Raw genomic sequence first — 21,836 nt, 5'->3', positions numbered from 1 at the left:
TAATTCACAAGCGTGGGCGGCGCTATCTCCGGGCCCGAACAAGTCCCCCGGAGGCACGCGATGCCCATTGCCCTTTATGCTCTCACCGTCGGTGCCTTCGGCATCGGCGTCACTGAATTCGTCATCATGGGCCTGCTCCTGCAGGTCTCCGCCGATCTCGGCATCAGCGTCCCGCTCGCCGGCCTGCTGATGACCGGCTATGCGCTCGGCGTCTTCGTCGGCGCGCCCATCCTGACGATCGCGACCCGTTCCCTGCCGCGCAAGACGACCTTGCTCGTGCTGATGGCGATCTTCACCCTCGGCAATCTCGCGGCGGCGCTGAGCCCCGGCTTCGGCTGGCTGATGGCAGCGCGCATCGTCACCGCGCTGGCGCATGGCACCTTCTTCGGCGTCGGCTCGCTGGTCGCGACCAGCCTCGTCGCACCGGAGCGCAAGGCCTCGGCCATCGCCCTGATGTTCACCGGCCTGACGCTCGCGACTTTGCTCGGCGTGCCCTTCGGCTCCTGGCTCGGCCTCGCCTTCGGCTGGCGCTCGACCTTCTGGGCAGTGACCGCGATCGGCCTCGTCGCCCTGATCGTCCTCGCGGTCTTCGTGCCGGCGGATCGCGAGCGCGTGGTGCCCGGCTCGCTCGCCGAGGAGTTCAAGGTGCTGGCGCGGCCGCAGGTTCAGCTCGGCCTGATCATGACCGTTCTCGGCTTCGGCGGCATCTTTGCGGTCTTCACCTTCATCCAGCCGATCCTCGTCCAGCTTGCCGGCTTCAGCGAGGCCGCGGTCTCGCCGATCCTGCTGGTCTTCGGCGGTGGCCTCGTCGTCGGCAACCTGCTCGGCGGGCGCTGGGCCGATCGCAGGCTCGCCCCGGCGCTGATCGGTTCGATCGCACTGCTGACCGTCGCGATGTTCGCCTCGGGTTTCGCCTTCCACAGCCAGATCGGCGCCGTCGCCGCAGCCTTCGTGCTCGGCGCCGCGGCCTTCGCCACGGTCGCGCCGCTGCAGATGTGGGTGTTGCAGCAGGCCGGCGGCGCGGGGCAGGGCCTGGCCTCCAGCCTGAACATCGCCGCTTTCAACCTCGGCAACGCCTTCGGCGCCTGGCTTGGCGGCGCGGTGATCACGCAGGGTCTCGGCTATGGCGCTATCGCGCCGGTCGCCGCTGTGGTTCCGCTGCTGGCGCTCGGCCTTGCCGTCGTCGCGGTGTCCCTCGAGCGGCGCGCGGCCCGGATCGTTCCCGCCTGCGCGACCTGAGCCGCATACGCTTGCAACCAAGAAAAAGCCCGCCGGACGTCATGTCCGGCGGGCTTTTTTGCATTTCTGTTGGATCAGCGCGGAGCGCGCTTGGCGAGAATGCGCTGCAAGGTGCGGCGATGCATGCCGAGGCGGCGTGCCGTCTCCGAGACATTGCGGCTGCACAGTTCGTAGACGCGTTGGATATGCTCCCAGCGCACCCGGTCGGCCGACATCGGGTTTTCGGGCGGCTGCGGGCGGGCATCGCGCTGGGCTGCGAGCGCGGCATGGATCTCGTCGGCATCGGCCGGCTTGGCCAGGAAGTCGAAGGCGCCGAGCTTCACGGCGCTGACGGCGGTCGCGATGTTGCCATAGCCGGTCAGGACCACGCCGCGCGCATCGGGGCGGCGCTCCTTCAGGCGGGCGATCACGTCGAGGCCGTTGCCGTCGCCGAGGCGCAGGTCGATTACCGCGAAGGCCGGTGCCGACTCCTCGACGGCTGCCATGCCAGCTGCAACGCTGTCGGCGATGCGAACGGCGTAGCCGCGGCCTTCCATGGCGCGGGCGAGGCGGGTCAGGAACGGCTTGTCGTCATCGACCAGCAAAAGGGACATGTCGGCGGCGGGGCCGGGCCTGTCGGTGTCGCTCGCGGAATCCTGCATCGTCTTCTCCTTGCCGCTTCTCCACGCGCTGCGGCTCGCGCGCATAATGGTTTCAGTGTGTTGGCAGACCGGTCGCGGCTGCTCAACCAGGCTCATGTAAGGCGGATCTCTCGCCCTGTGTACCCCCATCGACAGGCAGATCGGCCTCGAAGTCATCGCGGGACCAGGTGATCCGGATCGAGGCGCCGCTTGCCGGCACCGGCCGGTTCGAGAATTCCAGGGTTGCGCCGCCTCGCTCGAGCAGCGTCTTGGCGATGAAGAGCCCGAGCCCGAGACCCCCGCCGGCGCGGCCTTCGCCGGAGCCGCGTGAGAGATAGGGATCGCCTGCCCGCATCAGTACATTGGGGGGGAAGCCAGGCCCGTCATCGGCAATCACCAGCACGACCTGATTGTGGCTCCACTCCGCTGCGATCGTCACCGTTGAGCGCGCGAAATCGACGGCATTGTCGACGATATTGCCGAGGCCGTAGATCATGCCGGGATTGCGGCGGCAGACCGGCTCCGGCTTCTCGCCGGCCATGGTGATCTCGAAGGGCGTGCCGAAGGGCCGCTGCGGCCCGGCCGCTTCCTCGATCAGCAGGCGCAAGGTGAGCTGGCCGAGCGGGCCGGCATCCTCGTCCTGAAGACTCGACAATTTGCCGAGGATGCCGCGGCAGCGTTCGACCTGTTCGCGCAGCAAGGCGATGTCCTCGGCCATCTCGCCCTCGGGGGGGGCGAGGCGGGTCAGTTCGCGCGCGACCAGCGCGATCGTGCCGAGCGGCGTGCCGAGTTCATGGGCGGCCGCGGCGGCTAGGCCGTCGAGCTGCGACAGATGCTGCTCGCGCGCCAGAACAAGCTCGGTGGCGGCGAGTGCGTCGGAGAGGTCGCGCGCCTCCTTGGCGACGCGCCAGGCATAGATGCCGGTGAAGGCGAGGCCGAGCACGAGGGCTGCCCAGTTGCCGAGCTGGTAGAAGGCCGGCAGCACCGGCCGATCGTCCCCGGCCCAGGGCAAGGGCAGGTGATAGCGGCTGAGCAGGGTTGCGAGCCCCATCGCGAGCAGGCCAAGCACCAGCGTGCGCTGCGGCGGCAGGGCCGTCGCCGAGATCATCACCGGCGCCAGGAACAGGATCGCGAACGGATTCTGCAGCCCGCCGGTCATGTAGAGCAGAGCTGCGAGCTGGGCGATGTCGAAGCCGAGCAGGGCCGTCGCCGCCCTGTCGTTGAGGCGGTGGCTCAGCGGAAAGCGGATGCGCAGCGCGACATTGAGCCAGGCGGAGACCGCGATGACGCTGAAGCACCAGCCGAAGGGCAGGGGAAAGCCGAGGCCGAAATGCACACCGGCAACGGCGAGGCTCTGCCCGGCGATGGCGAGCCAGCGCAGACGGACCAGCGTATCGAGGCGCAAATGGCGGCTGGAACGGGCCAGAGCCGGGGCGGAAAGGTCCGGAAAGCTCACGTTTTGGGGATCTCCTGAACGGCGCCGACCGGTTGTTTGGCCTGCCTCATCCACATTGGCATCGGACCGAGAAGTGGAGTCCACTTTTCGGATCAATCCGATGCAATAACAATGAGATAGATCATCGTTATCGCGTCAGATAGGACGCGCGACGATCATAGCAGGAAAATCTTATCCTTTAGCCGGGTTGAATGAGAACAAAATCAACGTAAGGTGCGATGCTGCGTCGCATCATCGCATGTTGCGACGCCGGAAGGACGTTCAATCGTATGTACGGGGCTGCCATGTCGTTCGCCTACCATGCCTACGAAGCGGTTCACATGATGGTGAGCCCGATGCGTGGGGTTTCGGATGCGATGCATCTGGCCTTCAAGAACCCGGCCAATCCGCTGACCTATACGCCGCTCGGCCGCAGCGTCGCTGCGTCCTGCGAATTGTTCGAGCGCATGACGCGCCGCTACGGCAAGCCGGCCTTCGGCCTCGACGAGACCACGATCAACGGCGTCAAGGTCGCCGTGGAGGAGCGTGTCGTCTGGGAGCGCCCCTTCTGCAAGCTGGTCTATTTCGACCGCAAGATTCCATCCAGCCGCCGCAAGCCACAGCCGAAGGTGCTGCTGGTCGCGCCGATGTCGGGCCATTACGCCACGCTGCTGCGCGGCACGGTCGAGGCTTTCCTGCCCGGCCATGAGGTCTACATCACCGATTGGGTCGATGCCCGCCTCGTGCCGCTTTCCGAGGGCCGTTTCGACCTCGACGATTACATCGATTACGTCATCGGCATGCTCCAGATGCTGGGGCCGGACACCCATGTCATGGCGATCTGCCAGCCGTCGGTGCCGGTCATCGCCGCGATCGCCCGCATGGAGGCCGAATCCGACCCGTGCGCGCCGCGCTCGATGACGCTGATGGGTGGCCCGATCGACACCCGCCGCTCGCCGACCGCCGTCAACCAGCTCGCGATGGAGCGCGGCACGGACTGGTTCCGCCGCAACTGCATCACCGTCGTGCCGTTCCCGAGCCTCGGCGCCTTCCGGCAGGTCTATCCCGGCTTCATGCAGCTCTCGGGTTTCATGGCGATGAATATCGACCGCCACGTCACCGCCCATTACGACATGTTCAAGCATCTCGTCAGTGGTGACGGCGATTCCGCCGAGAAGCATCGCGATTTCTACGACGAGTACCTCGCGGTGATGGACCTGACCGCCGAGTTCTATCTCCAGACCGTCGACACCGTCTTCGTTCAGCATGCCCTGCCCAAGGGAGAGATGATGCACCGCGACAAGCCGGTCGATCTCACTGCGATCCGCCGCGTCGCGCTGATGACGGTCGAAGGCGAGATGGACGACATCTCCGGCGTCGGCCAGACCCAGGCCGCGCATGATCTCTGCGTCAACATCCCCGCCGACAAGCGTGTCCATTATCTCCAGCCGAAGGTCGGCCATTACGGCGTCTTCAACGGCTCGCGCTTCCGCGCCGAGATCCAGCCGCGCATCTCCGACTTCATGGTCAGCCTCGACATGGAAGCGGCCAAGGAGCGCCGCGACGACAGCGCCAAGGAGCAGCGCAAGGCGCTCAAGGTCGTCGGCTAAGGCTCTTTCGTATCGCCCGCGAATCCCGCACAATCGCGGGCGATGCGCATCTCCCTGTTCAGGCGCCAGCCGGACCCCGACCGGATCGAGGTCGTGCATGCCGGCACGCGCTATGCCGTTCTGGTCAAGCGCCGCGCCGCCGCGCGGCGGATGACGTTGCGCGTCTCGCAGGCGACCGGCGAGATCACGCTGACCCTGCCCGAGAGGGCCGATTTCGCGGCGGGCCGCACCTTCGCCGAGAACCATGGCGGCTGGATCGCGGCGCGGATGGCCAAGCGCCCGCGCCCGGTGCCCTTCGAGCCCGGCCAGAGCATTCCCCTGCGTGGTGTGCCGCATCGCATCGTCCACTGGTCGAAAGCGCGTGGGCTGACGCAGGCGACACGCGATGCCGACGGCGCGCCGGTCATCGCAGTGGCCGGCGATGCCGCACATGTCGCGCGCCGGGTCAGGGATTTCCTGCGGAAGCTCGCGCTCGAGGATATCGAGAAGGCGGTCCGCCGCCACACCGCGACGCTTGGCATCTCCGCCCGCAAGATCACCATCCGCGACACCACGAGCCGCTGGGGCTCCTGCTCCTCTCAAAGGGACCTCAGCTTCTCATGGCGCCTGATCCTGGCGCCGTCCCCGGTGCTCGATTATCTCGCGGCCCATGAGGTGGCCCACCTCAAGGAGATGAACCACTCGCACCGCTTCTGGGCGCTGACCCACAAGCTCTGCCCCCATACTGAGGAGGCGGAAGCCTGGCTGAAGCGCCATGGCGCCAGCCTGCACGGCTATGGTTGAGTCAGGCGCACTGCCGCAATTCCGCCGTTAACCACTTTCTGAAGGCTCGCCCCGCACACTGAAGGCCGATTCGCTTTCAGCGTGAGTATGCCTATGGGTCAGGTCATTGCGTTCCGCTTGCCGCAACAGCCGGCTGCCGCCGCCGAGCCGGTGCTCGGCCTGATGTCGGCCGTCGATTTCGCCCTGCGCGATCTCGCCGAGATTCTCCCCCATATCGCGCTGGATTCGGCGCGCCAGCAGGCTGAGGCCTGCCGCGCCATGCTGGCTCAGGCCTTCGACGCCGAGGTCGAGGCCGAGCTCGGCAACTGACCCGGTCTTCGCGCATGCCGCCCCCGGCGATGACGCGGGTTGCCGAAGCGGCTGAAGTGTCGAACCTTTCCGGGCAAGAGCCGGTGATCCGCCGGCCATTCCTGCGCCTGGGAGGCTTTATCCGTGTTCTTGACCAACAGCGACATGGTCGATCTCGTCGATCTCCGGCATCGGCTGCATCGCCGTCCTGAAATCTCCGGCGAGGAACGCGAGACGGCTGCGACCATCGTCGAATTCCTCAAGCCGACCGGGCCGGATCGTATCGTCACCGAACTCGGCGGCCATGGGGTCGCCGCGATCTACGAGGGCGTCGAGCCCGGCCCGACGGTTCTGATCCGCGCCGAGCTCGATGCGCTGCCGATCGAGGAGCTTTCCGACAGCGACCACCGCTCCGAAATCCCCGGCAAGGGCCATCTCTGCGGCCATGACGGCCATATGACCATCCTCGCCGGCCTGGCGCGCGGCTTGCAGCGCAATCCGCCGAAGAAGGGCCGTGCCATCCTGCTGTTCCAGCCGGCCGAGGAGACCGGCGCTGGCGCTGCCGCCGTGATGGCCGATCCGAAATTCGAGGAGATCGTGCCGGATTACGCCTTCTCCCTGCATAACCGCCCGGGTGTGCCGGTCGGCCATGCCCGCATCTCGGAAGGCGCCGCCAACTGCGCCTCGCGCGGCATCAAGATCATCCTGACCGGCGAAACCTCGCATGCCTCGACGCCGGAGCATGGCCGCTCGCCGGCCCCGGCCATCGCGACGCTGATCCCGACGCTGACCGCGCTCGGACCGGGCGGCCCGCTCGACGCCAACTTCCGGCTGGTGACCGTGACTCATGTCGAGATCGGCGAGCAGGCCTTCGGCATCGCGCCGGGCCATGGCGAGCTCTGGGCGACGCTGCGCACCGTCAACGACGCGCAGATGGGCGCGCTCTGCGAAGCCGCCGAGACGCTGGCCCGCGAGGCTGCCGAGGCCGGTCGTTTGACCGTCGAGATCAGCTATCACGACATCTTCCACCACTGCGAGAACGAGCCGGAGGCCGTCGCGATGCTGCGCCGGGCGATGGACGAGGAGAAGGTGCCGCATGGTCCGACGCCGCCCTCGCGCGGCTCGGAGGATTTCGGCCTGTTCGGGCGCCGCTCCAAATCTGCGATGTTCCTGCTCGGCTCGGGCGAGACCGCGCATCTGCACAACCCGGATTTCGATTTCCCGGACGATGCGATCGGCCCCGGCGCGCGCGTCTTCATGCGGGCGCTGCGCAATCTGCTCGGCGAAGCCCGCCCGCAGGCTTGAGGGAGCGTGACATGACCGTGAACTGGACCCGCGCCGCGACCCGCGCGCAGGAAATCGTTGCGAGCTGGCAGCGCGCGGCGGGGCCGGGCGGCGCCGTCGTGCTCTTCGACCGCGACGGCGTGCGCGAGAGCTTTGCCGGCGGCCTCGCCAGCATCGAATACGGCGTGCCCTTCACGCCGCAGACGCCGAACCGCTTCGCTTCGATCAGCAAGCATGTCCTGGCGGTCGCGTTGCTCCGCGCCGGCATCCCGCTCGATGCCCCGCTCGGCCATTGGCTGAAGGACCTGCCGGCGCCGCTCGCCGCGGTCGAGTTCGGTCGTGCCCTCGACATGACCGGTGCCCTGCCGGACATGATGGAGTGCTTCTGGCAGCAGGGCTTGCCCTTCACCGCGACATTGAGCGCGGAAGAGGTCTTTGCGCTCGCCTGCCGCTTGCCCTCGCTGAGTGCCGAGCCCGGCACTGAGATGGCCTACTCCAACACCGGCTGGCGGCTTGGCCAGCGCATCCTCGAGCAGGTCACCGGCAAGCCCTACAAGGACACCGTCGCGGAACTCTCCGGTGAGCTCGGCCTTGCCTTCCGTCTGCCCTATGACGGCTCGGAGATCGTCCCCGGCCTCGCCACCGGCTACTGGAATGACGGGACGGACTGGCGGCGCGGCCATAACGGCCCGCATTTCTCCGCATCGGGCGGACTCGTGGGTTCCGCCGCCGATCTCGCCGGCTGGGCTTCGGCCCTGCTGGCGGGGCGCGGCCCGCTCGCCGGCATGCTGGAGCGCCTGACCGCGCCGCGCCATTTCGCTGACGGTAGCGAAAGCGTCTATCGGCTCGGCCTCGTCGCCAGCCGGCTCGGCGAGACCACGATCGTCGGCCATGGCGGTTCGCTCGCCGGCTACCGCAACCATTTCTGGATGTCGCCGGCCCATGGCGTCGGCGTCGTCGTGCTGAGCAATCGCGAGGAAGAGGCGCTCTGGCCAGCCCTGACCGTGCTGGCGACCCTGCTCGAACAGGAGCTGCCGACGATCGCAAACGCGCCGGTCGGCCTGTTCGCCAGCGACGAGGGGCCGTTCTGGGCCGAGCTCGCTGCGGATTCGATCAGCTACATGGGCGGCTTCGAGCGTCTGATCACCGATGGCGACGGCGGTCTGCGCAGCTTGCCGGCCTATCTCGACATCCGCCTGAAACAGGAAGGGCAGGACCGTCTCACCGGCCTGATCGGCGGCGTGCGGCGCTCGCTCGCGCGGGTGCCGGCCGATACCCCGCTTGATGCGCGCTTGATCGGGCGCTGGCGCGACCCGCATTTCGGCACGGAGATCGAGATTCGGGCCGACGGCACTGCACTGCTGCCCTGGCCTTCCGGCGGAACGGTCTCGCAACTGACGCCGCTGCCGAACGGCCGCGCGCTTGCTCGCCACCAGCACGGCCCCTGGCTTGCGCGCCCCTGCCTCTGGCTCGATGCGGAAGGAAGCTTGCGGGTGGCCGGCCACCGGGCAAGGATCTTGCAGATGAAACGAGCATGAAACGCGCCGGCTGAGGCGGCTCCGCGGAGGGGCGGTGCCGCAGGGCCGGTGACGAAGGAGGAGAACGCCTGATGCAACTGTCCCGTTTCACCGCCGCGCTGCTGCTATCGGCGGCAGCGTTCCTGCCGCTGCCGGCCTCTTCGCAGTCGCAGCCGGCCTCGAATCGCGTCCTGCGCGTCGCGCCGCATGCGGACCTCAAGACGCTCGATCCGGTCGCCGCCTCCATCGTCATCACCCGCATGCATGGGCTGATGATCTACGAGACGCTCTTCGCCTGGGATTCGAACCTCCAGCCGAAGCCGCAGATGGTCGAGAGCTTCGAGACCTCGGCCGACAAGCTGACCTGGACCTTCAAGCTCCGCCCCGGCCTGAAATTCCATGATGGCCAGCCGGTGACGACCAGGGACGTCATCGCCTCGCTCGGCCGCTGGATGAAGCGCGACACGATCGGCGGCAAGCTTGCGGAATATACCGACGGCATGGAGGCGGTGGACGATGCCACCTTCCGCCTCAAGCTGAAGCGGCCGATGGCGCTGGTGCCCTTCGCGCTCGGCTCGGCGGTCGGCCAGATCCCGGTGATCATGCGCGAGTCCGACGCCAAATCCGACCCGATGAAGCCGATCACCGAGACGATCGGCTCCGGCCCGTTCAAGTTCAACCGCGAGGAATGGCGCAGCGGCTCGAAGGTCGTCTACGACCGCAATCCAGACTATGTCCCGCGCTCCGAGCCGGCCGACGGGCTCGCCGGCGGGCGCGTCGTCAAGGTCGACCGCGTCGAGTGGCAGATCATGCCGGATGCCGCGACCGCTGCTGCTGCGCTCCAGACCGGCGAGATCGACATCTGGGAGCAGCCGAGCCAGGACCTGATCCCGGTCATCGCGACCAACAGCCAGGTCAAGGTCGACCGCTACGCCAACCTCGCCAATCAGGCGATGCTGCGGCCGAACCATCTCCACCCGCCCTTCGACAACCCGAAGGCGCGTCTGGCTCTCGCCTATGCCACCGACCAGGCCGATTTCCTCTCGGCCGGCTTCGGCGACGAGGAATGGTGGAAGCGCTGTGCCTCCTATTTCATCTGTGGCGGCCCGAACGGCACGGAAGCAGGCACGGAAGGCTACGCCAAGCCCGATCTCGACAAGGCGCGCGCGCTGCTGAAGGAGAGTGGCTACAAGGGCGAGAAGCTCGTGCTTTCGACCAGCAACGATATTGCGCCGATCGGCCGCATGGCGGAGGTCGCGGCCGCCTCGCTCAGGAAGGTCGGTTTCAATATCGATCTGCAGGTCGCCGATTGGGGCACCGTCACCACGCGCCAGCAGAACAAGGGTACGTCCGAGCAGGGCGGTTGGAACCTCTTCGTCACGACGGCGTCAGGCGCGACGATGCAGTCGCCGCTGACCAATATCGGCACCAACATGGCATGCGAGCGCGCTTGGTCGGGCTGGCCCTGCGATGCGGAAGCCGAGAAGCTGCGCGGCGCCTTCATCGATGCGCCCGACGATGCCGGCCGCAAGCTTGCGCTTGAGGCCTTGCACAAGCGTCTCGCCGAGATGCAGCCCTATCGCGTGCTCGGTCAGTACGATCAGCCCTATGCAAGGCGCACCAATGTCTCCGGCGTGTTGGCGGCACCGGTGATGCTGTTCTGGAACGTCGAGAAGAAGTGAGGCGCTAAAGCGTCGCGCGCCATACGAAATCGCGGCTCTCGCCCGGCGCCAATTTGAGGATGCCGGGCTTCTCCGCGATGTCGCCCTGCCAGCCGGCAGGGCTCGCCATGCCGTACCAGGGCTCGATGCAGAGGAACGGTGCGCCTGTTGGCTTCGACCAGATGCCGAGGTCCTTGTAGCCTTCCCAGCTCACTGTCAGGGCGCGGCTCTCCCGCCCTGATGCATCCAGCGCGGCGAAGCGCACCGAGCGGTTCGCCGTATCCGGGATCACGATCGCGTCGTTGACGAACAGGCTGCCGTCGAGCGGCAGGTCCGTCCCCGCGAAGGGCAGGGGAATCGGTGCGGTGAGCAGGCCGGCCTCGACGCCGAGTCCCTGGCCCGGCTCGGGTTGCGGGAAGGTCAGGCGATGCGCTTCCTTCGCGACACCCTCGCTCAACGGCCAGAGGAAGGCTGGATGCGCGCCGACGCCGCAGATCAGCGGGACATCGGCCGGATTGCTCACCCGCGAGGTCACGGTCAGCGTATCGCCCGCGACCGCGTAGATCATCTGCAACACGAACCGGAACGGATAGATCGCCAGCGTCTCCGGGCTCTCCCGGAGTTCCAGCACTGCCCGGTCCCTTGTGCGCTCGACCCAGGTGAACAGGCTGTCGCGTGCGAAGCCGTGCTGGGTCAGGCGATAGGAGCGTCCTTGATGGATCAGCGTGTCGTCAGTCAGCCGCCCGACGATCGGAAACAGCACCGGCGCATGGCGTGGCCAGTCCGGCCCGCCATTCCAGAGCGCAGGCCCGTTCGCATCGGAGAGCGCGATCAGTTCGCCGCCTTGTGCCCCCACGGTCGCAAGCAGCCGGTCGGAGGCAATCTCATGGGTCTCGCTCATCATCGTCTCCATCGGCGGCTCCTGTCCCGATAACCGATCGGCGCTGGCGAAATCCACTGCGCTTTCCGGATGCGTCGCATGTCTTCAGATGCGTCGGCCTCTTGCAGCGGGGCGCGTTTCGCGCGATTCCGCTAGCGATGCCGAAGGAGGCAAGTCTTGCTGATCACCCGCCGTCAGTTCGCCGCCGGTTCGCTCACGACGCCCGCCATCCTGAAGGGCAGTCTGGCATTCGCCGCCGGCCGACCCGTGACCGTCGCCTCGCTTTTGGGCGAGGACAAGCCGGAGACGAGGATCTGGCGGCACATCGCCGAGATCCTCAACCGCACGGCGCCCGGACGTTTCGACCTTCGGATCGTGCCCAATGCCGCGCTCGGCGGCGAGAAGGAGGTGGCCGAGGGCCTCCGCCTCGGCTCGATCCAGGCGGCCCTCTCGACGGTGTCCTCGCTTTCGAGTTGGGTTCCGACCGGGCAGATTCTCGACTTGCCTTTCCTGTTCCGCGACCGCGACCATCTCGCGCGGGCCCTGGCCGGGCCGCTCGGCACTGAGCTCAGGAGACTCTACGAGGCGCAGGGCTTCGTCGTGCCGGGCTTCATCAACTATGGTGCCCGCCACCTCCTGGCGAAGGAGCCGCTGACCACCCCCGCGTCGGTCAAGGGCAAGCGCATCCGCGTGATCCAGAGCCCGCTGCACACCGCGCTCTGGTCGGGCTTCGGCGCCCATCCCACGCCGATCCCGATCCCCGAGACCTATAACGCGCTGAAGACCGGCGTGGTCGACTGCATGGACCTGACCAAGTCGGCCTATGTCGGTTTCCGCCTGCACGAGGTCGTGCCGGTGCTGATCGAGACCGGCCATATCTGGGCGAGCGGCGTCGTGATGTTCGCGGCGCCCTTCTGGAAGGCGCTGACGCAACAGGATCGCGAGGCGCTGACGGCAGCGGTCCGTGAAGGCATCGCCCATTTCGACGAATTGATGCGGGCCGACGAGGAAGCCTCGATGGCGCGCGCCACGGCCGAAGGCGGCAAGGTGATACCGGCCGAGAACCGCCAGGGCTGGCAGGACGGCGCGCGCAAGGTCTGGGAGAGTTTTGCGCCGCAGCTCGGCGGCATGTCGGGCATCGAAGCCATCGCGCAGAGCGCGTGAAGCCAGCATCAAGGACGATGACCATGCCGCTTTCGATCGACCATATCGTCATCGCCGTCGCCGATCTCGACGCCGCCATCCGCGACTACACGACGCTCGGCTTCACCGTGCTGCCGGGCGGCGAGCATCCGCGCGGCTCGCGCAATGCGCTGGTCGTGTTCGAGGATGGTGCCTATCTCGAAATCATCGCCTTCCCGCGTCCGCTGCCCGGATATCGCTGGTGGCAGGTGCTCGACCGTGCCGGTCCTGGCCTCGTAGACTATGCCGTGCTGCCGGATGATCTCGACGCCGATCTCGCCCGTGCGCGGGCCGCCGGCATCGTCATGGACGGCCCGATCGATGGCGGCCGGCTCAAGCCCGACGGCACCAGCATCGCGTGGCGCTCGGCCCGCCCGCCCGAGCCCGACATCCCCTTCCTCTGCACCGATGTCACCGCCCGCAGCCTGCGCGTTCCCGAGGGACCGGTCCGCCGCCATGCCAATGGCGTGACCGGGGTCGCCGGCATCACCGTGGCGGTGCAGGACCTTGCGACTTCGATCGCGCGCTATCGCGCCCTGCTCGGGCAGGAGTCGGTCGCGCTGGGCGGTGTTCCCGGCCTCGGCTTCGGCATCGTTCAGTTCCGCATCGCCCGGCAGACACTGTCCCTGACGGAGCCGCGCGGTCCCGCCGCGGCCAGCCTCAGTGAGCACCTCGTCCGCCGCGGGCAGGGCGCCTATGCCGTCTCCTTCTACGGCCCGGAGGATGCCCGCCTGGACGAAGGCCTAGCGCATGGCGCCCGTCTGGAGATCGTCCGCGACCTCTAGGCGCAGGGCGCCGTCACGATGCGGTCACGCTCGCGGACGAGAGTGGCCCGTTACCTTAAAATAGTTCTATTTATGTAGTAATAACAATATCTTGCATAGAATCATCGGTGCGCCTATCTCTCCCTCGCGATCAGTGAATCAGCCGACGGAGGGGTCGAATGGGTGGAGTCACCGAGGTCGATGTCGCAGCCGCGATCGGCCGCATCGACGAGATCATCATTCGCGAGATCGTTCGCACCGGCGCGAGCCGGCCTGAATTGCGCCGGGCGCTCGCATTGGCCAAGGGGCCGGGCGATCTCGACGCCGATGCCGCGCTGCCGCCGCATATGCAGCGCCTCGTGGAGCTGCTTGCGGTCACCTTGCCTGAGCAGGGACCCAAACCCATTCAGGGGCCACAGCACCGCCTCCATGCCGCCATCAAGGGCATCGAACGTGCAGCCTGATCCGGGGAGCGCCGAATCGCTGGAGACCGCCCGTACCGAGATCCGGGAAGCGGTCATGACAGCCTTTTGCGCCGCGCTCCGCGATACTCGCCTCCCGCCGCTCGCCCTGATCGAGCTGGCGGCGGCAGCGGTCGGTTCTGTCTACAGAGAGGTGGCGGATGCTCATTGCGGTGACCAGCCATGCCCTTGCGGCTGGCATCCGCGCCTCCAGGCGGATCTGGAGGCGCTTCAGGCGGCGCTGGCCCTGAACGCGACGCCTGCATTGCAGCCCGATCTCGCCAGCATGGCCGTGCTCGGCCGGGCCTGATCTCGCGTTCCGTGCGCCGGCCGTGCTAAGCCGCCGCCAACGGCGGGGCGGCATGCGCAACATTCTCATCATCGGCATCGGGGCCGGCAATCCCGACCACATGACGATCGAGGCGATCGCGGCGTTGAACCGCGCCGATATCCTGTTCATCCCCGACAAGGGCGAGGAGAAGGCTGCGCTTCGGGCCCTGCGCGAGGCGATCTGCGCCCGCTTCATCCGCAACGCGAACTACCGCACGGTTCCGGTCGAAATCCCGCGCCGGGCCGAGGCCGGCAGCGACTATCACGGCGTCGTCGACGACTGGCACGAGCGCATCGCCGCGCGCTACCGCACCCTGTTCGAGGCGGAATTGCGGGAAGGCCAGACCGGCGCGCTGCTCGTCTGGGGCGACCCCGCTCTCTATGATTCCACCTTGCGCATCATGGAGCGCGTTGCCGCCTCCGGCCTCGACCTCGATTGGCAGGTCTATCCCGGCATCAGCAGCGTCCAGGTCCTGGCCGCGCGCCACCGCATACCCCTCAACACGATCGGCGCGCCGATCCTGATCACCACCGGCCGCCGGCTGGCGGCGGGCTTCCCCGCCGATCAGGACAGCGTGGTCGTCATGCTCGACGGCGAGCAGACCTTCGGCAAGATCGATCCCGCCGGGCTCGATATCTGGTGGGGCGCCTATCTCGGCACGCCCGACGAAATCCTGCGCGCAGGCCCGCTCGCCGAGCTCGCCCCCGAGATCGCCGAGGTCAGGGCCGCGGCCCGCGCCCGGCATGGCTGGATCATGGATACCTACCTGCTGCGCCGCCGTCCGGCTTGACGCAGCCGCCTGCATCCGCCATCGCTCGCCCCGATCTTTCTGGAAGCGCCGGAGCCACCTGATGTCCCTCGCCGATCTCAACCAGACCATCGACGCCGCCTGGGAAAACCGGGCCGAGATCGGCGTCCAGACCAAAGGCGCCGTGCGCGAGGCGGTCGAGCAGGCCATCGAGATGCTCGATGCCGGCCAGGCCCGCGTCGCCGAGAAGCAGGGCGCGGATTGGATCGTCCATCAGTGGCTGAAGAAGGCGGTGCTGCTTTCCTTCCGCCTCGCCGACAACGTCATCATGGCGAATGGTCCGGGCGAGGCCGTGTTCTGGGACAAGGTGCCCTCGAAGTTCGAGGGCTGGGGCGAGAACCGCTTCCGCGCCGCCGGCTTCCGCGTCGTGCCGCCGGCTGCGGCACGCAAGGGCTCCTTCATCGCCTCGGGCGTCGTGCTGATGCCGTCCTTCGTCAATATCGGCGCCTATGTCGACACAGGCACCATGGTCGATACCTGGGCGACGGTCGGCTCCTGCGCGCAGATCGGCAAGAACGTGCATCTCTCGGGCGGCGTCGGCATCGGCGGCGTGCTGGAGCCGCTGCAGGCCAACCCGACCATCATCGAGGATAACTGCTTCATCGGCGCCCGCTCCGAGGTGGTCGAGGGCGTGATCGTCGGTGAGGGCTCGGTGCTCTCGATGGGCGTCTTCATCTCGGCCTCGACCAAGATCGTCGACCGCGCCACCGGCCAGGTCCATGTCGGCAAGGTGCCGCCCTATTCGGTGGTCGTGCCGGGCTCGCTGCCCGGAAAACCCTTCCCGGATGGCACGCCGGGCCCGGCGCTCTCCTGCGCCGTCATCGTCAAGACGGTCGATGCGCAGACGCGCTCCAAGACCGGCATCAACGAGCTTCTGCGCGACTGATAGCTCGGTCGCTTCACGTCATGCCCGGGCTTGGCCCGGGCATTTCGGAAGCCAGCGCTTACTCGCCGCCGATCGCCTTGGCCGCCTCGACGGCGCGGCCACGCAGCGGCAGTTCCTGCATCCGCGCCAGCGACAGCCAGGCGAGCGCGAAGCCGAGGCTCGCGGCGCCGAAGACATAGCGGAACAGCACGACCATGGTCTCGCGGTCGACGGTGCCGAGCTTCAGTGCCTCGGGCGAGAGCTGTGCGCCCGCGCTCCCGACGCCGCCGAGCACGATCGCGCCGAACACCGCGACGATCAGTGCCCCGCCGATCTGGCGGAAGAAATTGGCCACCGCCGTCACCGTGCCGAGCTGATGCGCCTGCACGGCATTCTGGATCGACACGGTCGCGACGGGCAGCAGCGTGCCGAAGCCGATGCTGACCACGGCGAGGATGACGCTGAAGGGCAGGAGCGGGATCCGGCCGGAAAAGGCGGCGAGCACGGCTGTACCCGTCATCGCGACGAAGAGCCCGGCCAATGGCACGCGCTTGTAATGGGTGAGCTGCGACATCGCCCGGCCGGAGCTGGTCGCGCCGATGACGGTGCCGCAGGTCAAGGGCAGCAGGCCGAGGCCGGATTGGGTGGCGCTCAGGCCCATCACCGTCTCGAAATAGAGCGGCAGATAGATGGTGAGGCCGATGAAGGTGCCCATGCCGAAGCCGGCCGCCACCGTCCCGCGCCTGACAACGCCGTTGCCGAAGAGGTCGAGCGGGATCAACGGCTCGGCCGCCCGGCGTAGGCGCCAGGCGAACAGCATCCAGAGTACGAGCGAGGCCGCGACGAGGCTGGCGATCGGCAGGGACCGCCAGGGATAGGCCGTGCCGCCCCAGGACAGGGCGAGCAGCAGCGACACCGTCGCCAGCGTCATCAGGATCGCGCCGAGCACGTCGAGCTTGTGCGGCCGCTCATGGCGCGGCAGCCGCTTCAGCGCCGCATTCGACATCCAGTAGGCGCCGAGCCCGAGCGGCAGGTTGATCCAGAAGATCACCGACCAGTGCAGCTTTTCCGCGAGGAAGCCGCCGAGCACCGGGCCGAGCAGTGAGGAGGACATGAAGACGCTGGCGAAATAGACCTGATAGCGCCCGCGTTCCTTGGGCGGCACCATGTCGCCGACGATGGTCTGGGCCAGCGCGATCAATCCGCCGCCGCCGAGCCCCTGCACGAAGCGCGCGAGGACGAGCAGCCAGAGCGAGGGCGCCAGCGCGCAGGCGATCGAGCCGATCACGAAGACGACGATGCCGGCGAGCAGCGTCACCCGCCGTCCATGGATATCGGCTAGCTTGCCGTAGAGCGGCGTCACCGCCGTCGAGGCCAGCAGATAGATCGTGACGATCCACGAGAGATGCGTGACGTCGTTGAGATCGCGGCCGATCGTCGGCAGCGCGGTCGCGACGATGGTCTGGTCGAGCGCGGCGAGGAACATCGCCAGCATGACGCCGATCAGGACCGACCGAATATCCGCGGGCGTCATGGCCGCGGCCTGGGCTGGAATGTCGAGCCGCTTGTCCATGAACTGTGTTCTTGCTTGCGTCTACGGAATAGCCGGAGGGTAGTCGCGTGGTGCGCCATGCGCCAGAGACACGTTGGCGGGGCGGCTCTGCGGCGCGGGCGGGACAGGCTGCCGCAGCTCAGCCCAGGCTGCGCAGTGTCTTGCGCAAGGTTTCCGGCGCAGCATCAGGCATGGTGGCCTCGATGGCCTCATGCGTCCGCTGCCAGATCGGCACAGCCGAAGCGAGCAGCGCCATGCCGTCTTCCGTCAGCGTCAGCAAGCGGCCGCGACGATCGGCCGGATCGACCGCGATATTCACCAGGCCGCGTCGCTGCAGTGGCTTCAGCGCGGCGGTGAGGGTCGTGCGGTCCATCGCCAGAAGCTCGGCCACCGGTCCGAACGTCGCCGGTACCGGGCGGTTCAGGGCCATCATCAGCGAGAACTGGCCATTGGTCAGCCCGAGCGGCCGCAGCGCCTCGTCGAAACGGCGCGCCAGCGCCCGCGCCGCGCGCTGCACATACAGGCACAGGCAATGGTCGCGCACATGCAGCGTCGTCGCGAAGGGAACGATCGGTTTGCCGTCCATGTTGTCTGCATGTTGACTGCCGTTAGGCAAGTCAAGCCAAGCTCGTCCGAAGAGATGCCATGCCGGTTGACGGAGCGGCGCCGCGAAGCGCTAACAAGGCTCCCTGACGGCGCCAGAAGGAAAGGCCGATCATGCCGCTGCTCGCCGCGAAACATGCCATGCTGGTGGTCATCGACTTCCAGGCGAAGCTGATGCCGGCGATCCATGACGGCGAGACGGTCCTGCTCAATGCCGGGCGCCTTGCCGACGCAGCGCGCCTGCTCGGCGTGCCCGCCGTCCTCACCGAGCAATATCCGCGCGGACTCGGCGCGACAGTGCCGGCCCTGGCGGAGGTCGCGCCGGCCATCACCAAGATGAGTTTCGACGCTTGCGCGGAGCCCGCCTTCCTGGAGGCCGTGGCGGGAGATCGCGAACTGGTGGTCTGCGGCTGCGAGGCGCATGTCTGTGTCGGCCAGACCGTGTTGACCCTGCTCGAGCATCGCCGCCGCGTCGTGGTGGTTGCCGATGCGATCGGCTCGCGCGTGCCGCAATCGCGCGAGATCGCGTTGCAGCGCATGGCGAGCCATGGCGCCGAGATCGTCACCACCGAGATGGTGCTGTTTGAATGGCTGCGCAGCGCCGAGCATCCGCAGTTCCGGACGGTCTCGAAGCTGATCCGCTAGATCGAAGCCGCTCTCAGAGCGGCTTCTTGATCGCCTTCGAGATGACGCCGACGATGCCTTCGCGGAAGAGCAGCACGCAGAGCACGAAGATCACGCCCTGCACGACCGTGACCCAGGCGCCGAGCGTCGCGAGATAGTTCTGCATCGCGACGATGACGATGGCGCCGACGATCGGGCCGAAGACGGTGCCGAGCCCGCCGACCAGCGTCATCAGCACGACCTCGCCGGACATCGTCCAGTAGACGTCGGTGAGCGAGGCGAGCTGGAAGACGATCGCCTTGGTCGCGCCGGCCAGCCCTGCGAGCGTCGCCGAGAGCACGAAGACCATCAGCTTGTACTGGTTGGCGCGATAGCCGAGCGAGATCGCGCGGGGCTCGTTGTCGCGGATCGCCTTGCAGACCTGGCCGAAGGGCGAGTGGATGACGCGGTAGATCAGCAGCAGCCCGCCCATGAAAATGGCGGCGACGAGCCAGTAAAGCGCCCGGTCGTCGGCGAGGCTGATCAGGCCGAGGAACTTGCCGCGCGGCACGGCCTGGATGCCGTCCTCGCCGCCGGTGAAGCGCGGCGTCTGCAGCGAGAAGAAGAACACCATCTGGGCGAGCGCCAGCGTGATCATGGCGAAGTAGATGCCTTGGCGGCGGATGGCGAGCGAACCGAAAACGAGGCCGAGCACGGCGCCGACGGCGGTGCCGAACAGGATCGCGAGCTCCGGCGTCAGGCCCCAGTTCTTGGCGGTGTAGGCCGAGACATAGCTCGCCATGCCGAAATAGGCGGCATGGCCGAAGGAGAGCAGGCCGCCATAGCCGAGCAGAAGATTGAAGGCGAGCGCGAATAGCGCGAAGCAGAGCACCTTCATCACGAAGACGGGATAGGCGACGAAGGGTGCCACCACGAGCACCGCGGCGATCGCGATGAACAGGTTGCGGTGCAGGCGCGCCGTGCTGTCGTCGGTCTCGGCGAGTGTGAGGCCGGCGGCGGGAGCTTCGGCGGAAGCGAGATCGGTCATGTCCTTGTCCTTCTCGCGTCGTCAGGCTGCGCGGCCGAACAGGCCGGCGGGCTTCACCAGCAGCACCAGCACCATGATGACGAAGATCACGGTCGCGGCGCCTTCCGGGTAGAACACCTTGGTCAGGCCCTCGATCAGCCCGAGCGAGAACCCGGTGACGATCGCGCCCATGATCGAGCCCATGCCGCCGATCACGACGACCGCGAAGACGACGATGATCAGGTCGCCGCCCATGTTGGGATTGACCGAATAGATCGGCGCGGCGAGCACGCCGGCGAAGGCGGCAAGCGCGACGCCGAAGCCGTAGGTCAGCGTCACCAGGAGCGGCACGTTGATGCCGAAGGCCTGGGTCAGGGTCGGGTTCTCGGTCGCGGCACGCAGATAGGCGCCGAGCTTGGTCTTCTCGATCAGGAACCAGGTGCCGAGGCAGACGACGAGCGAGGCGACGATCACCCAGGCCCGGTAGTTCGGCAGGAACATGAAGCCGAGATTCTGCCCACCGGTGAGCTGCGGCGGGATGGCATAGGGCAGGCCGGAGGAGCCGTACTGGTTGCGGAAGACGCCCTGGATGATCAGTGCGAGGCCGAAGGTCAGCAGCAAACCGTAGAGATGGTCGAGATGGGCGATGCGCTTCAGCAGCAGCCGTTCGACCGCGACGCCGGTCGCGCCGACGATGATCGGCGCCAGCAGCAGCGCCGCCCAGTAGTTGAGGCCGAGATAGTTCAGGCACATCCAGGCGACGAAGGCGCCCATCATGTACTGCGCGCCATGCGTGAAGTTGATGATGTTGAGCAGTCCGAAGATCACCGCCAGCCCGAGGCTGAGGATGGCATAGAACGAGCCGTTGATCAGGCCGAGAAGGACCTGACCGAACAGCGCCTGCGGCGGGACTCCGAGAAGTTCGAACATGCGGGGCTCAGATCATCATGTGGGGTGGGCTCTTGAACCTCTTCGTCATCCCGGCCAAGCGAAGCGCAGGGCCGGGATCCATCGCAGAGTTCCGGAGCACTCCGATGGATCCCGGGCCGACCTAAGGTCGCCCGGGATGACGGCGGAGGACGTCTGGGCGGCGTTCAGCCGCGCGTCACTTGACGAGCGAGCAGCCCGTCTCGGCCAGCGGCTGGAAGGCCTGCTCTGCCGGGAGCACCGAGACCTGCTTGTAGTAATCCCACGGGCCCTTCGATTCCGAAGGCTTCTTGACCTCGTAGAGATACATGTCGTGCATCTTGCGGCCGTTGGGGCGGATCGAGCCCTTGCCGAAGAGCGGATCGTCCGTCGGCAGTTCCTTCATCTTGGCGACGACGGTGGCCGAATCCTTGCTCTTGGTCGCCTCGACCGCCTTCAGATAGTGCAGCAGCCCGGAATAGACGCCGGCCTGGACCATGGTCGGCTTCTTGCCGCCATTGAGCTTGGCGAAGCGGTCCGACCAGGCGCGGGTGCCGTCGTCGCGATCCCAGTAGAAGGACTCGGTCAGGACGAGGCCCTGCGCCGCCTGCAGGCCGAGCGCATTCACGTCGCTGATGAAAACCAGGAGCCCCGCGAGCTTCTGGCCGCCGGCGACGATACCGAACTCGCCCGCCTGCTTGATCGCGTTGGTGGTGTCGCTGCCGGCATTGGCGAGGCCGATGACCTTGGCCTTCGAGGCCTGCGCCTGGAGCAGGAAGGACGAGAAGTCGGTGCCGGGGAAGGGCGTCTTCACCGAGCCCACGACCTTGCCGCCGGCCTTGGTGATGGTCGCGGTCGCATCGCGCTCCAGCGCGTGACCGAAGGCGTAGTCCGCGGTCATGAAGAACCAGCTATCGCCGCCGGCCTTCACCATGGCGCCGCCGGTGCCCTGAGCCAGCGCGTAGGTGTCGTAGGTCCAGTGGATCGTGTTGGGGCTGCAGGCCTTGCCGGTGAGGTCCGAGGTGCCGGCGCCCGAGTTGATATGGACCTTGTTCTTCTCCTTGGTGATCTGGCTCACCGCCAGCGCGACCGAGGAGGTCGGCACGTCGAGGATCACGTCGACGCCATCCTGGTCGTACCACTGCCGGGTGATGGTCGAGCCGACATCCGGCTTGTTCTGGTGGTCGGCCGAGACGATCTCGACCTTGATGCCCTTCTCTGCCGCCTTGAAGTCCTCGACCGCCATGCGCGCCGCGATCACCGAGCCTTCGCCGGCAAGGTCGGCATAGAGGCCGGAGCGGTCGTTCAGCACGCCGGCCTTGACCGTGATCTGCTGGGCGATGGCAGGAGCCGCCATCAGGGTTGCGAGCGCGGTGGTCGCGAGGATCGTCTTCAGCTTCATGATCGTTCTCCCTCT

General features: G+C 67.4%; 22 protein-coding genes. 14 read left to right on the top strand and 8 right to left on the bottom strand.

The genetic code is table 11. From position 1 onward, the window contains the following. Nucleotides 1–60: 60 nt before the first annotated feature. Nucleotides 61–1,239, top strand: a complete 1,179-nt coding sequence (locus Q9235_RS18780) for an MFS transporter (RefSeq protein WP_306223315.1) — start codon at nt 61–63, stop codon at nt 1,237–1,239. Nucleotides 1,240–1,313: 74 nt separating this feature from the next. Here the strand turns inward: Q9235_RS18780 and Q9235_RS18775 are convergent, their stop codons facing one another. Further along, the gene (locus Q9235_RS18775; protein WP_306223314.1) at nt 1,314–1,880 is read right to left on the bottom strand and encodes an ActR/PrrA/RegA family redox response regulator transcription factor; all 567 of its coding nucleotides are present in this window, start codon (nt 1,878–1,880) and stop codon (nt 1,314–1,316) included. Between the two features lie 82 nt (nt 1,881–1,962). Continuing rightward, nucleotides 1,963–3,315: an ActS/PrrB/RegB family redox-sensitive histidine kinase gene (locus Q9235_RS18770; protein ID WP_306223313.1), complete on the bottom strand. Its 1,353-nt coding sequence runs from the start codon at nt 3,313–3,315 to the stop codon at nt 1,963–1,965. Between the two features lie 284 nt (nt 3,316–3,599). On the opposite strand from Q9235_RS18770, the gene Q9235_RS18765 reads away from it, so the two are divergent. The 6 genes from Q9235_RS18765 to Q9235_RS18740 all read left to right on the top strand — a co-directional run bounded on the left by Q9235_RS18765 (nt 3,600) and on the right by Q9235_RS18740 (nt 10,458). Next, complete coding sequence (locus tag Q9235_RS18765; protein WP_306223312.1) at nt 3,600–4,904, top strand: polyhydroxyalkanoate depolymerase; 1,305 nt, start codon at nt 3,600–3,602, stop codon at nt 4,902–4,904. Nucleotides 4,905–4,946: 42 nt separating this feature from the next. Further along, nucleotides 4,947–5,687, top strand: coding sequence for a M48 family metallopeptidase (locus Q9235_RS18760; RefSeq protein ID WP_306223311.1), 741 nt, complete (start codon nt 4,947–4,949; stop codon nt 5,685–5,687). Nucleotides 5,688–5,780: 93 nt separating this feature from the next. Continuing rightward, nucleotides 5,781–5,996 carry a hypothetical protein gene (locus tag Q9235_RS18755; protein ID WP_306223310.1) on the top strand — a complete coding sequence of 72 codons (216 nt, stop codon included), beginning with the start codon at nt 5,781–5,783 and terminating at the stop codon, nt 5,994–5,996. 123 nt (nt 5,997–6,119) lie between these two features. Continuing rightward, complete coding sequence (locus Q9235_RS18750; protein ID WP_306223309.1) at nt 6,120–7,280, top strand: amidohydrolase; 1,161 nt, start codon at nt 6,120–6,122, stop codon at nt 7,278–7,280. An 11-nt stretch (nt 7,281–7,291) separates the two neighbouring features. Continuing rightward, nucleotides 7,292–8,797 carry a serine hydrolase domain-containing protein gene (locus Q9235_RS18745; RefSeq protein ID WP_306223308.1) on the top strand — a complete coding sequence of 502 codons (1,506 nt, stop codon included), beginning with the start codon at nt 7,292–7,294 and terminating at the stop codon, nt 8,795–8,797. Between the two features lie 71 nt (nt 8,798–8,868). Beyond that, nucleotides 8,869–10,458, top strand: coding sequence for an ABC transporter substrate-binding protein (locus tag Q9235_RS18740; protein WP_306223307.1), 1,590 nt, complete (start codon nt 8,869–8,871; stop codon nt 10,456–10,458). A gap of 4 nt (nt 10,459–10,462) precedes the next feature. On the opposite strand, the gene Q9235_RS18735 is transcribed toward Q9235_RS18740, so the two are convergent. After that, the gene (locus Q9235_RS18735) at nt 10,463–11,350 is read right to left on the bottom strand and encodes an aldose 1-epimerase family protein (protein ID WP_306223306.1); all 888 of its coding nucleotides are present in this window, start codon (nt 11,348–11,350) and stop codon (nt 10,463–10,465) included. 144 nt (nt 11,351–11,494) lie between these two features. Between Q9235_RS18735 and Q9235_RS18730 the strand changes: the two genes are divergently transcribed. The 6 genes from Q9235_RS18730 to dapD all read left to right on the top strand — a co-directional run bounded on the left by Q9235_RS18730 (nt 11,495) and on the right by dapD (nt 15,749). Further along, entirely contained in the window at nt 11,495–12,481 is a 987-nt protein-coding gene (locus Q9235_RS18730) for a TRAP transporter substrate-binding protein (protein ID WP_306223305.1), read from the top strand. 23 nt (nt 12,482–12,504) lie between these two features. Beyond that, nucleotides 12,505–13,284 (top strand): VOC family protein, encoded by a 780-nt coding sequence (locus Q9235_RS18725; RefSeq protein ID WP_306223304.1) that lies wholly within the window; start codon nt 12,505–12,507, stop codon nt 13,282–13,284. Nucleotides 13,285–13,442: 158 nt separating this feature from the next. After that, nucleotides 13,443–13,727 (top strand): hypothetical protein, encoded by a 285-nt coding sequence (locus Q9235_RS18720; RefSeq protein ID WP_306223303.1) that lies wholly within the window; start codon nt 13,443–13,445, stop codon nt 13,725–13,727. A 55-nt stretch (nt 13,728–13,782) separates the two neighbouring features. Then, nucleotides 13,783–14,034, top strand: coding sequence for a hypothetical protein (locus Q9235_RS18715; RefSeq protein WP_306223302.1), 252 nt, complete (start codon nt 13,783–13,785; stop codon nt 14,032–14,034). A gap of 52 nt (nt 14,035–14,086) precedes the next feature. Beyond that, complete coding sequence (cobF, locus tag Q9235_RS18710) at nt 14,087–14,845, top strand: precorrin-6A synthase (deacetylating) (protein WP_306223301.1); 759 nt, start codon at nt 14,087–14,089, stop codon at nt 14,843–14,845. Nucleotides 14,846–14,906: 61 nt separating this feature from the next. Next, nucleotides 14,907–15,749, top strand: a complete 843-nt coding sequence (gene dapD, locus Q9235_RS18705; RefSeq protein WP_306223300.1) for a 2,3,4,5-tetrahydropyridine-2,6-dicarboxylate N-succinyltransferase — start codon at nt 14,907–14,909, stop codon at nt 15,747–15,749. A gap of 58 nt (nt 15,750–15,807) precedes the next feature. Here the strand turns inward: dapD and Q9235_RS18700 are convergent, their stop codons facing one another. Beyond that, entirely contained in the window at nt 15,808–17,301 is a 1,494-nt protein-coding gene (locus tag Q9235_RS18700; RefSeq protein WP_306223299.1) for an MDR family MFS transporter, read from the bottom strand. Nucleotides 17,302–17,419: 118 nt separating this feature from the next. Further along, on the bottom strand, nt 17,420–17,866 hold the full coding sequence (locus Q9235_RS18695; protein ID WP_306223298.1) for a MarR family winged helix-turn-helix transcriptional regulator: 447 nt from the start codon (nt 17,864–17,866) through the stop codon (nt 17,420–17,422). A gap of 131 nt (nt 17,867–17,997) precedes the next feature. On the opposite strand from Q9235_RS18695, the gene Q9235_RS18690 reads away from it, so the two are divergent. After that, a complete protein-coding gene (locus tag Q9235_RS18690) occupies nt 17,998–18,528 on the top strand; it encodes a hydrolase (RefSeq protein ID WP_306223297.1) in 531 nt (176 codons plus the stop codon). A 13-nt stretch (nt 18,529–18,541) separates the two neighbouring features. Here Q9235_RS18690 and Q9235_RS18685 read toward each other — a convergent pair whose 3' ends face one another. From Q9235_RS18685 to Q9235_RS18675, 3 genes are all read right to left on the bottom strand, one after another. Next, nucleotides 18,542–19,534 carry a branched-chain amino acid ABC transporter permease gene (locus tag Q9235_RS18685; RefSeq protein ID WP_306223296.1) on the bottom strand — a complete coding sequence of 331 codons (993 nt, stop codon included), beginning with the start codon at nt 19,532–19,534 and terminating at the stop codon, nt 18,542–18,544. 21 nt (nt 19,535–19,555) lie between these two features. Then, nucleotides 19,556–20,443, bottom strand: a complete 888-nt coding sequence (locus tag Q9235_RS18680; RefSeq protein WP_306223295.1) for a branched-chain amino acid ABC transporter permease — start codon at nt 20,441–20,443, stop codon at nt 19,556–19,558. A gap of 175 nt (nt 20,444–20,618) precedes the next feature. Next, nucleotides 20,619–21,821 carry an ABC transporter substrate-binding protein gene (locus Q9235_RS18675; RefSeq protein ID WP_306223294.1) on the bottom strand — a complete coding sequence of 401 codons (1,203 nt, stop codon included), beginning with the start codon at nt 21,819–21,821 and terminating at the stop codon, nt 20,619–20,621. Between the last annotated feature and the right edge of the window lie 15 nt (nt 21,822–21,836).

This window comes from Bosea beijingensis (genome assembly GCF_030758975.1).
GTDB classification, from domain to species: domain Bacteria; phylum Pseudomonadota; class Alphaproteobacteria; order Rhizobiales; family Beijerinckiaceae; genus Allobosea; species Allobosea beijingensis.
This window is presented reverse-complemented; position numbering and strand designations above follow the sequence as displayed.

Bases quoted from the DNA above. Each gene is read 5' to 3' on its own strand.
- Q9235_RS18745 (WP_306223308.1), top strand. From the start codon at position 7,292: ATGACCGTGAACTGGACCCGCGCCGCGACCCGCGCGCAGGAAATCGTT.
- Q9235_RS18720 (WP_306223303.1), top strand. From the start codon at position 13,443: ATGGGTGGAGTCACCGAGGTCGATGTCGCAGCCGCGATCGGCCGCATC.
- Q9235_RS18690 (WP_306223297.1), top strand. From the start codon at position 17,998: ATGCCGCTGCTCGCCGCGAAACATGCCATGCTGGTGGTCATCGACTTC.
- Q9235_RS18765 (WP_306223312.1), top strand. From the start codon at position 3,600: ATGTCGTTCGCCTACCATGCCTACGAAGCGGTTCACATGATGGTGAGC.
- Q9235_RS18775 (WP_306223314.1), bottom strand. From the start codon at position 1,880: ATGCAGGATTCCGCGAGCGACACCGACAGGCCCGGCCCCGCCGCCGAC.
- Q9235_RS18740 (WP_306223307.1), top strand. From the start codon at position 8,869: ATGCAACTGTCCCGTTTCACCGCCGCGCTGCTGCTATCGGCGGCAGCG.
- Q9235_RS18725 (WP_306223304.1), top strand. From the start codon at position 12,505: ATGCCGCTTTCGATCGACCATATCGTCATCGCCGTCGCCGATCTCGAC.
- Q9235_RS18675 (WP_306223294.1), bottom strand. From the start codon at position 21,821: ATGAAGCTGAAGACGATCCTCGCGACCACCGCGCTCGCAACCCTGATG.
- Q9235_RS18685 (WP_306223296.1), bottom strand. From the start codon at position 19,534: ATGACCGATCTCGCTTCCGCCGAAGCTCCCGCCGCCGGCCTCACACTC.
- Q9235_RS18735 (WP_306223306.1), bottom strand. From the start codon at position 11,350: ATGGAGACGATGATGAGCGAGACCCATGAGATTGCCTCCGACCGGCTG.
- Q9235_RS18700 (WP_306223299.1), bottom strand. From the start codon at position 17,301: ATGGACAAGCGGCTCGACATTCCAGCCCAGGCCGCGGCCATGACGCCC.
- dapD (WP_306223300.1), top strand. From the start codon at position 14,907: ATGTCCCTCGCCGATCTCAACCAGACCATCGACGCCGCCTGGGAAAAC.
- Q9235_RS18715 (WP_306223302.1), top strand. From the start codon at position 13,783: ATGACAGCCTTTTGCGCCGCGCTCCGCGATACTCGCCTCCCGCCGCTC.
- Q9235_RS18755 (WP_306223310.1), top strand. From the start codon at position 5,781: ATGGGTCAGGTCATTGCGTTCCGCTTGCCGCAACAGCCGGCTGCCGCC.
- cobF (WP_306223301.1), top strand. From the start codon at position 14,087: ATGCGCAACATTCTCATCATCGGCATCGGGGCCGGCAATCCCGACCAC.
- Q9235_RS18760 (WP_306223311.1), top strand. From the start codon at position 4,947: ATGCGCATCTCCCTGTTCAGGCGCCAGCCGGACCCCGACCGGATCGAG.
- Q9235_RS18780 (WP_306223315.1), top strand. From the start codon at position 61: ATGCCCATTGCCCTTTATGCTCTCACCGTCGGTGCCTTCGGCATCGGC.
- Q9235_RS18695 (WP_306223298.1), bottom strand. From the start codon at position 17,866: ATGGACGGCAAACCGATCGTTCCCTTCGCGACGACGCTGCATGTGCGC.
- Q9235_RS18680 (WP_306223295.1), bottom strand. From the start codon at position 20,443: ATGTTCGAACTTCTCGGAGTCCCGCCGCAGGCGCTGTTCGGTCAGGTC.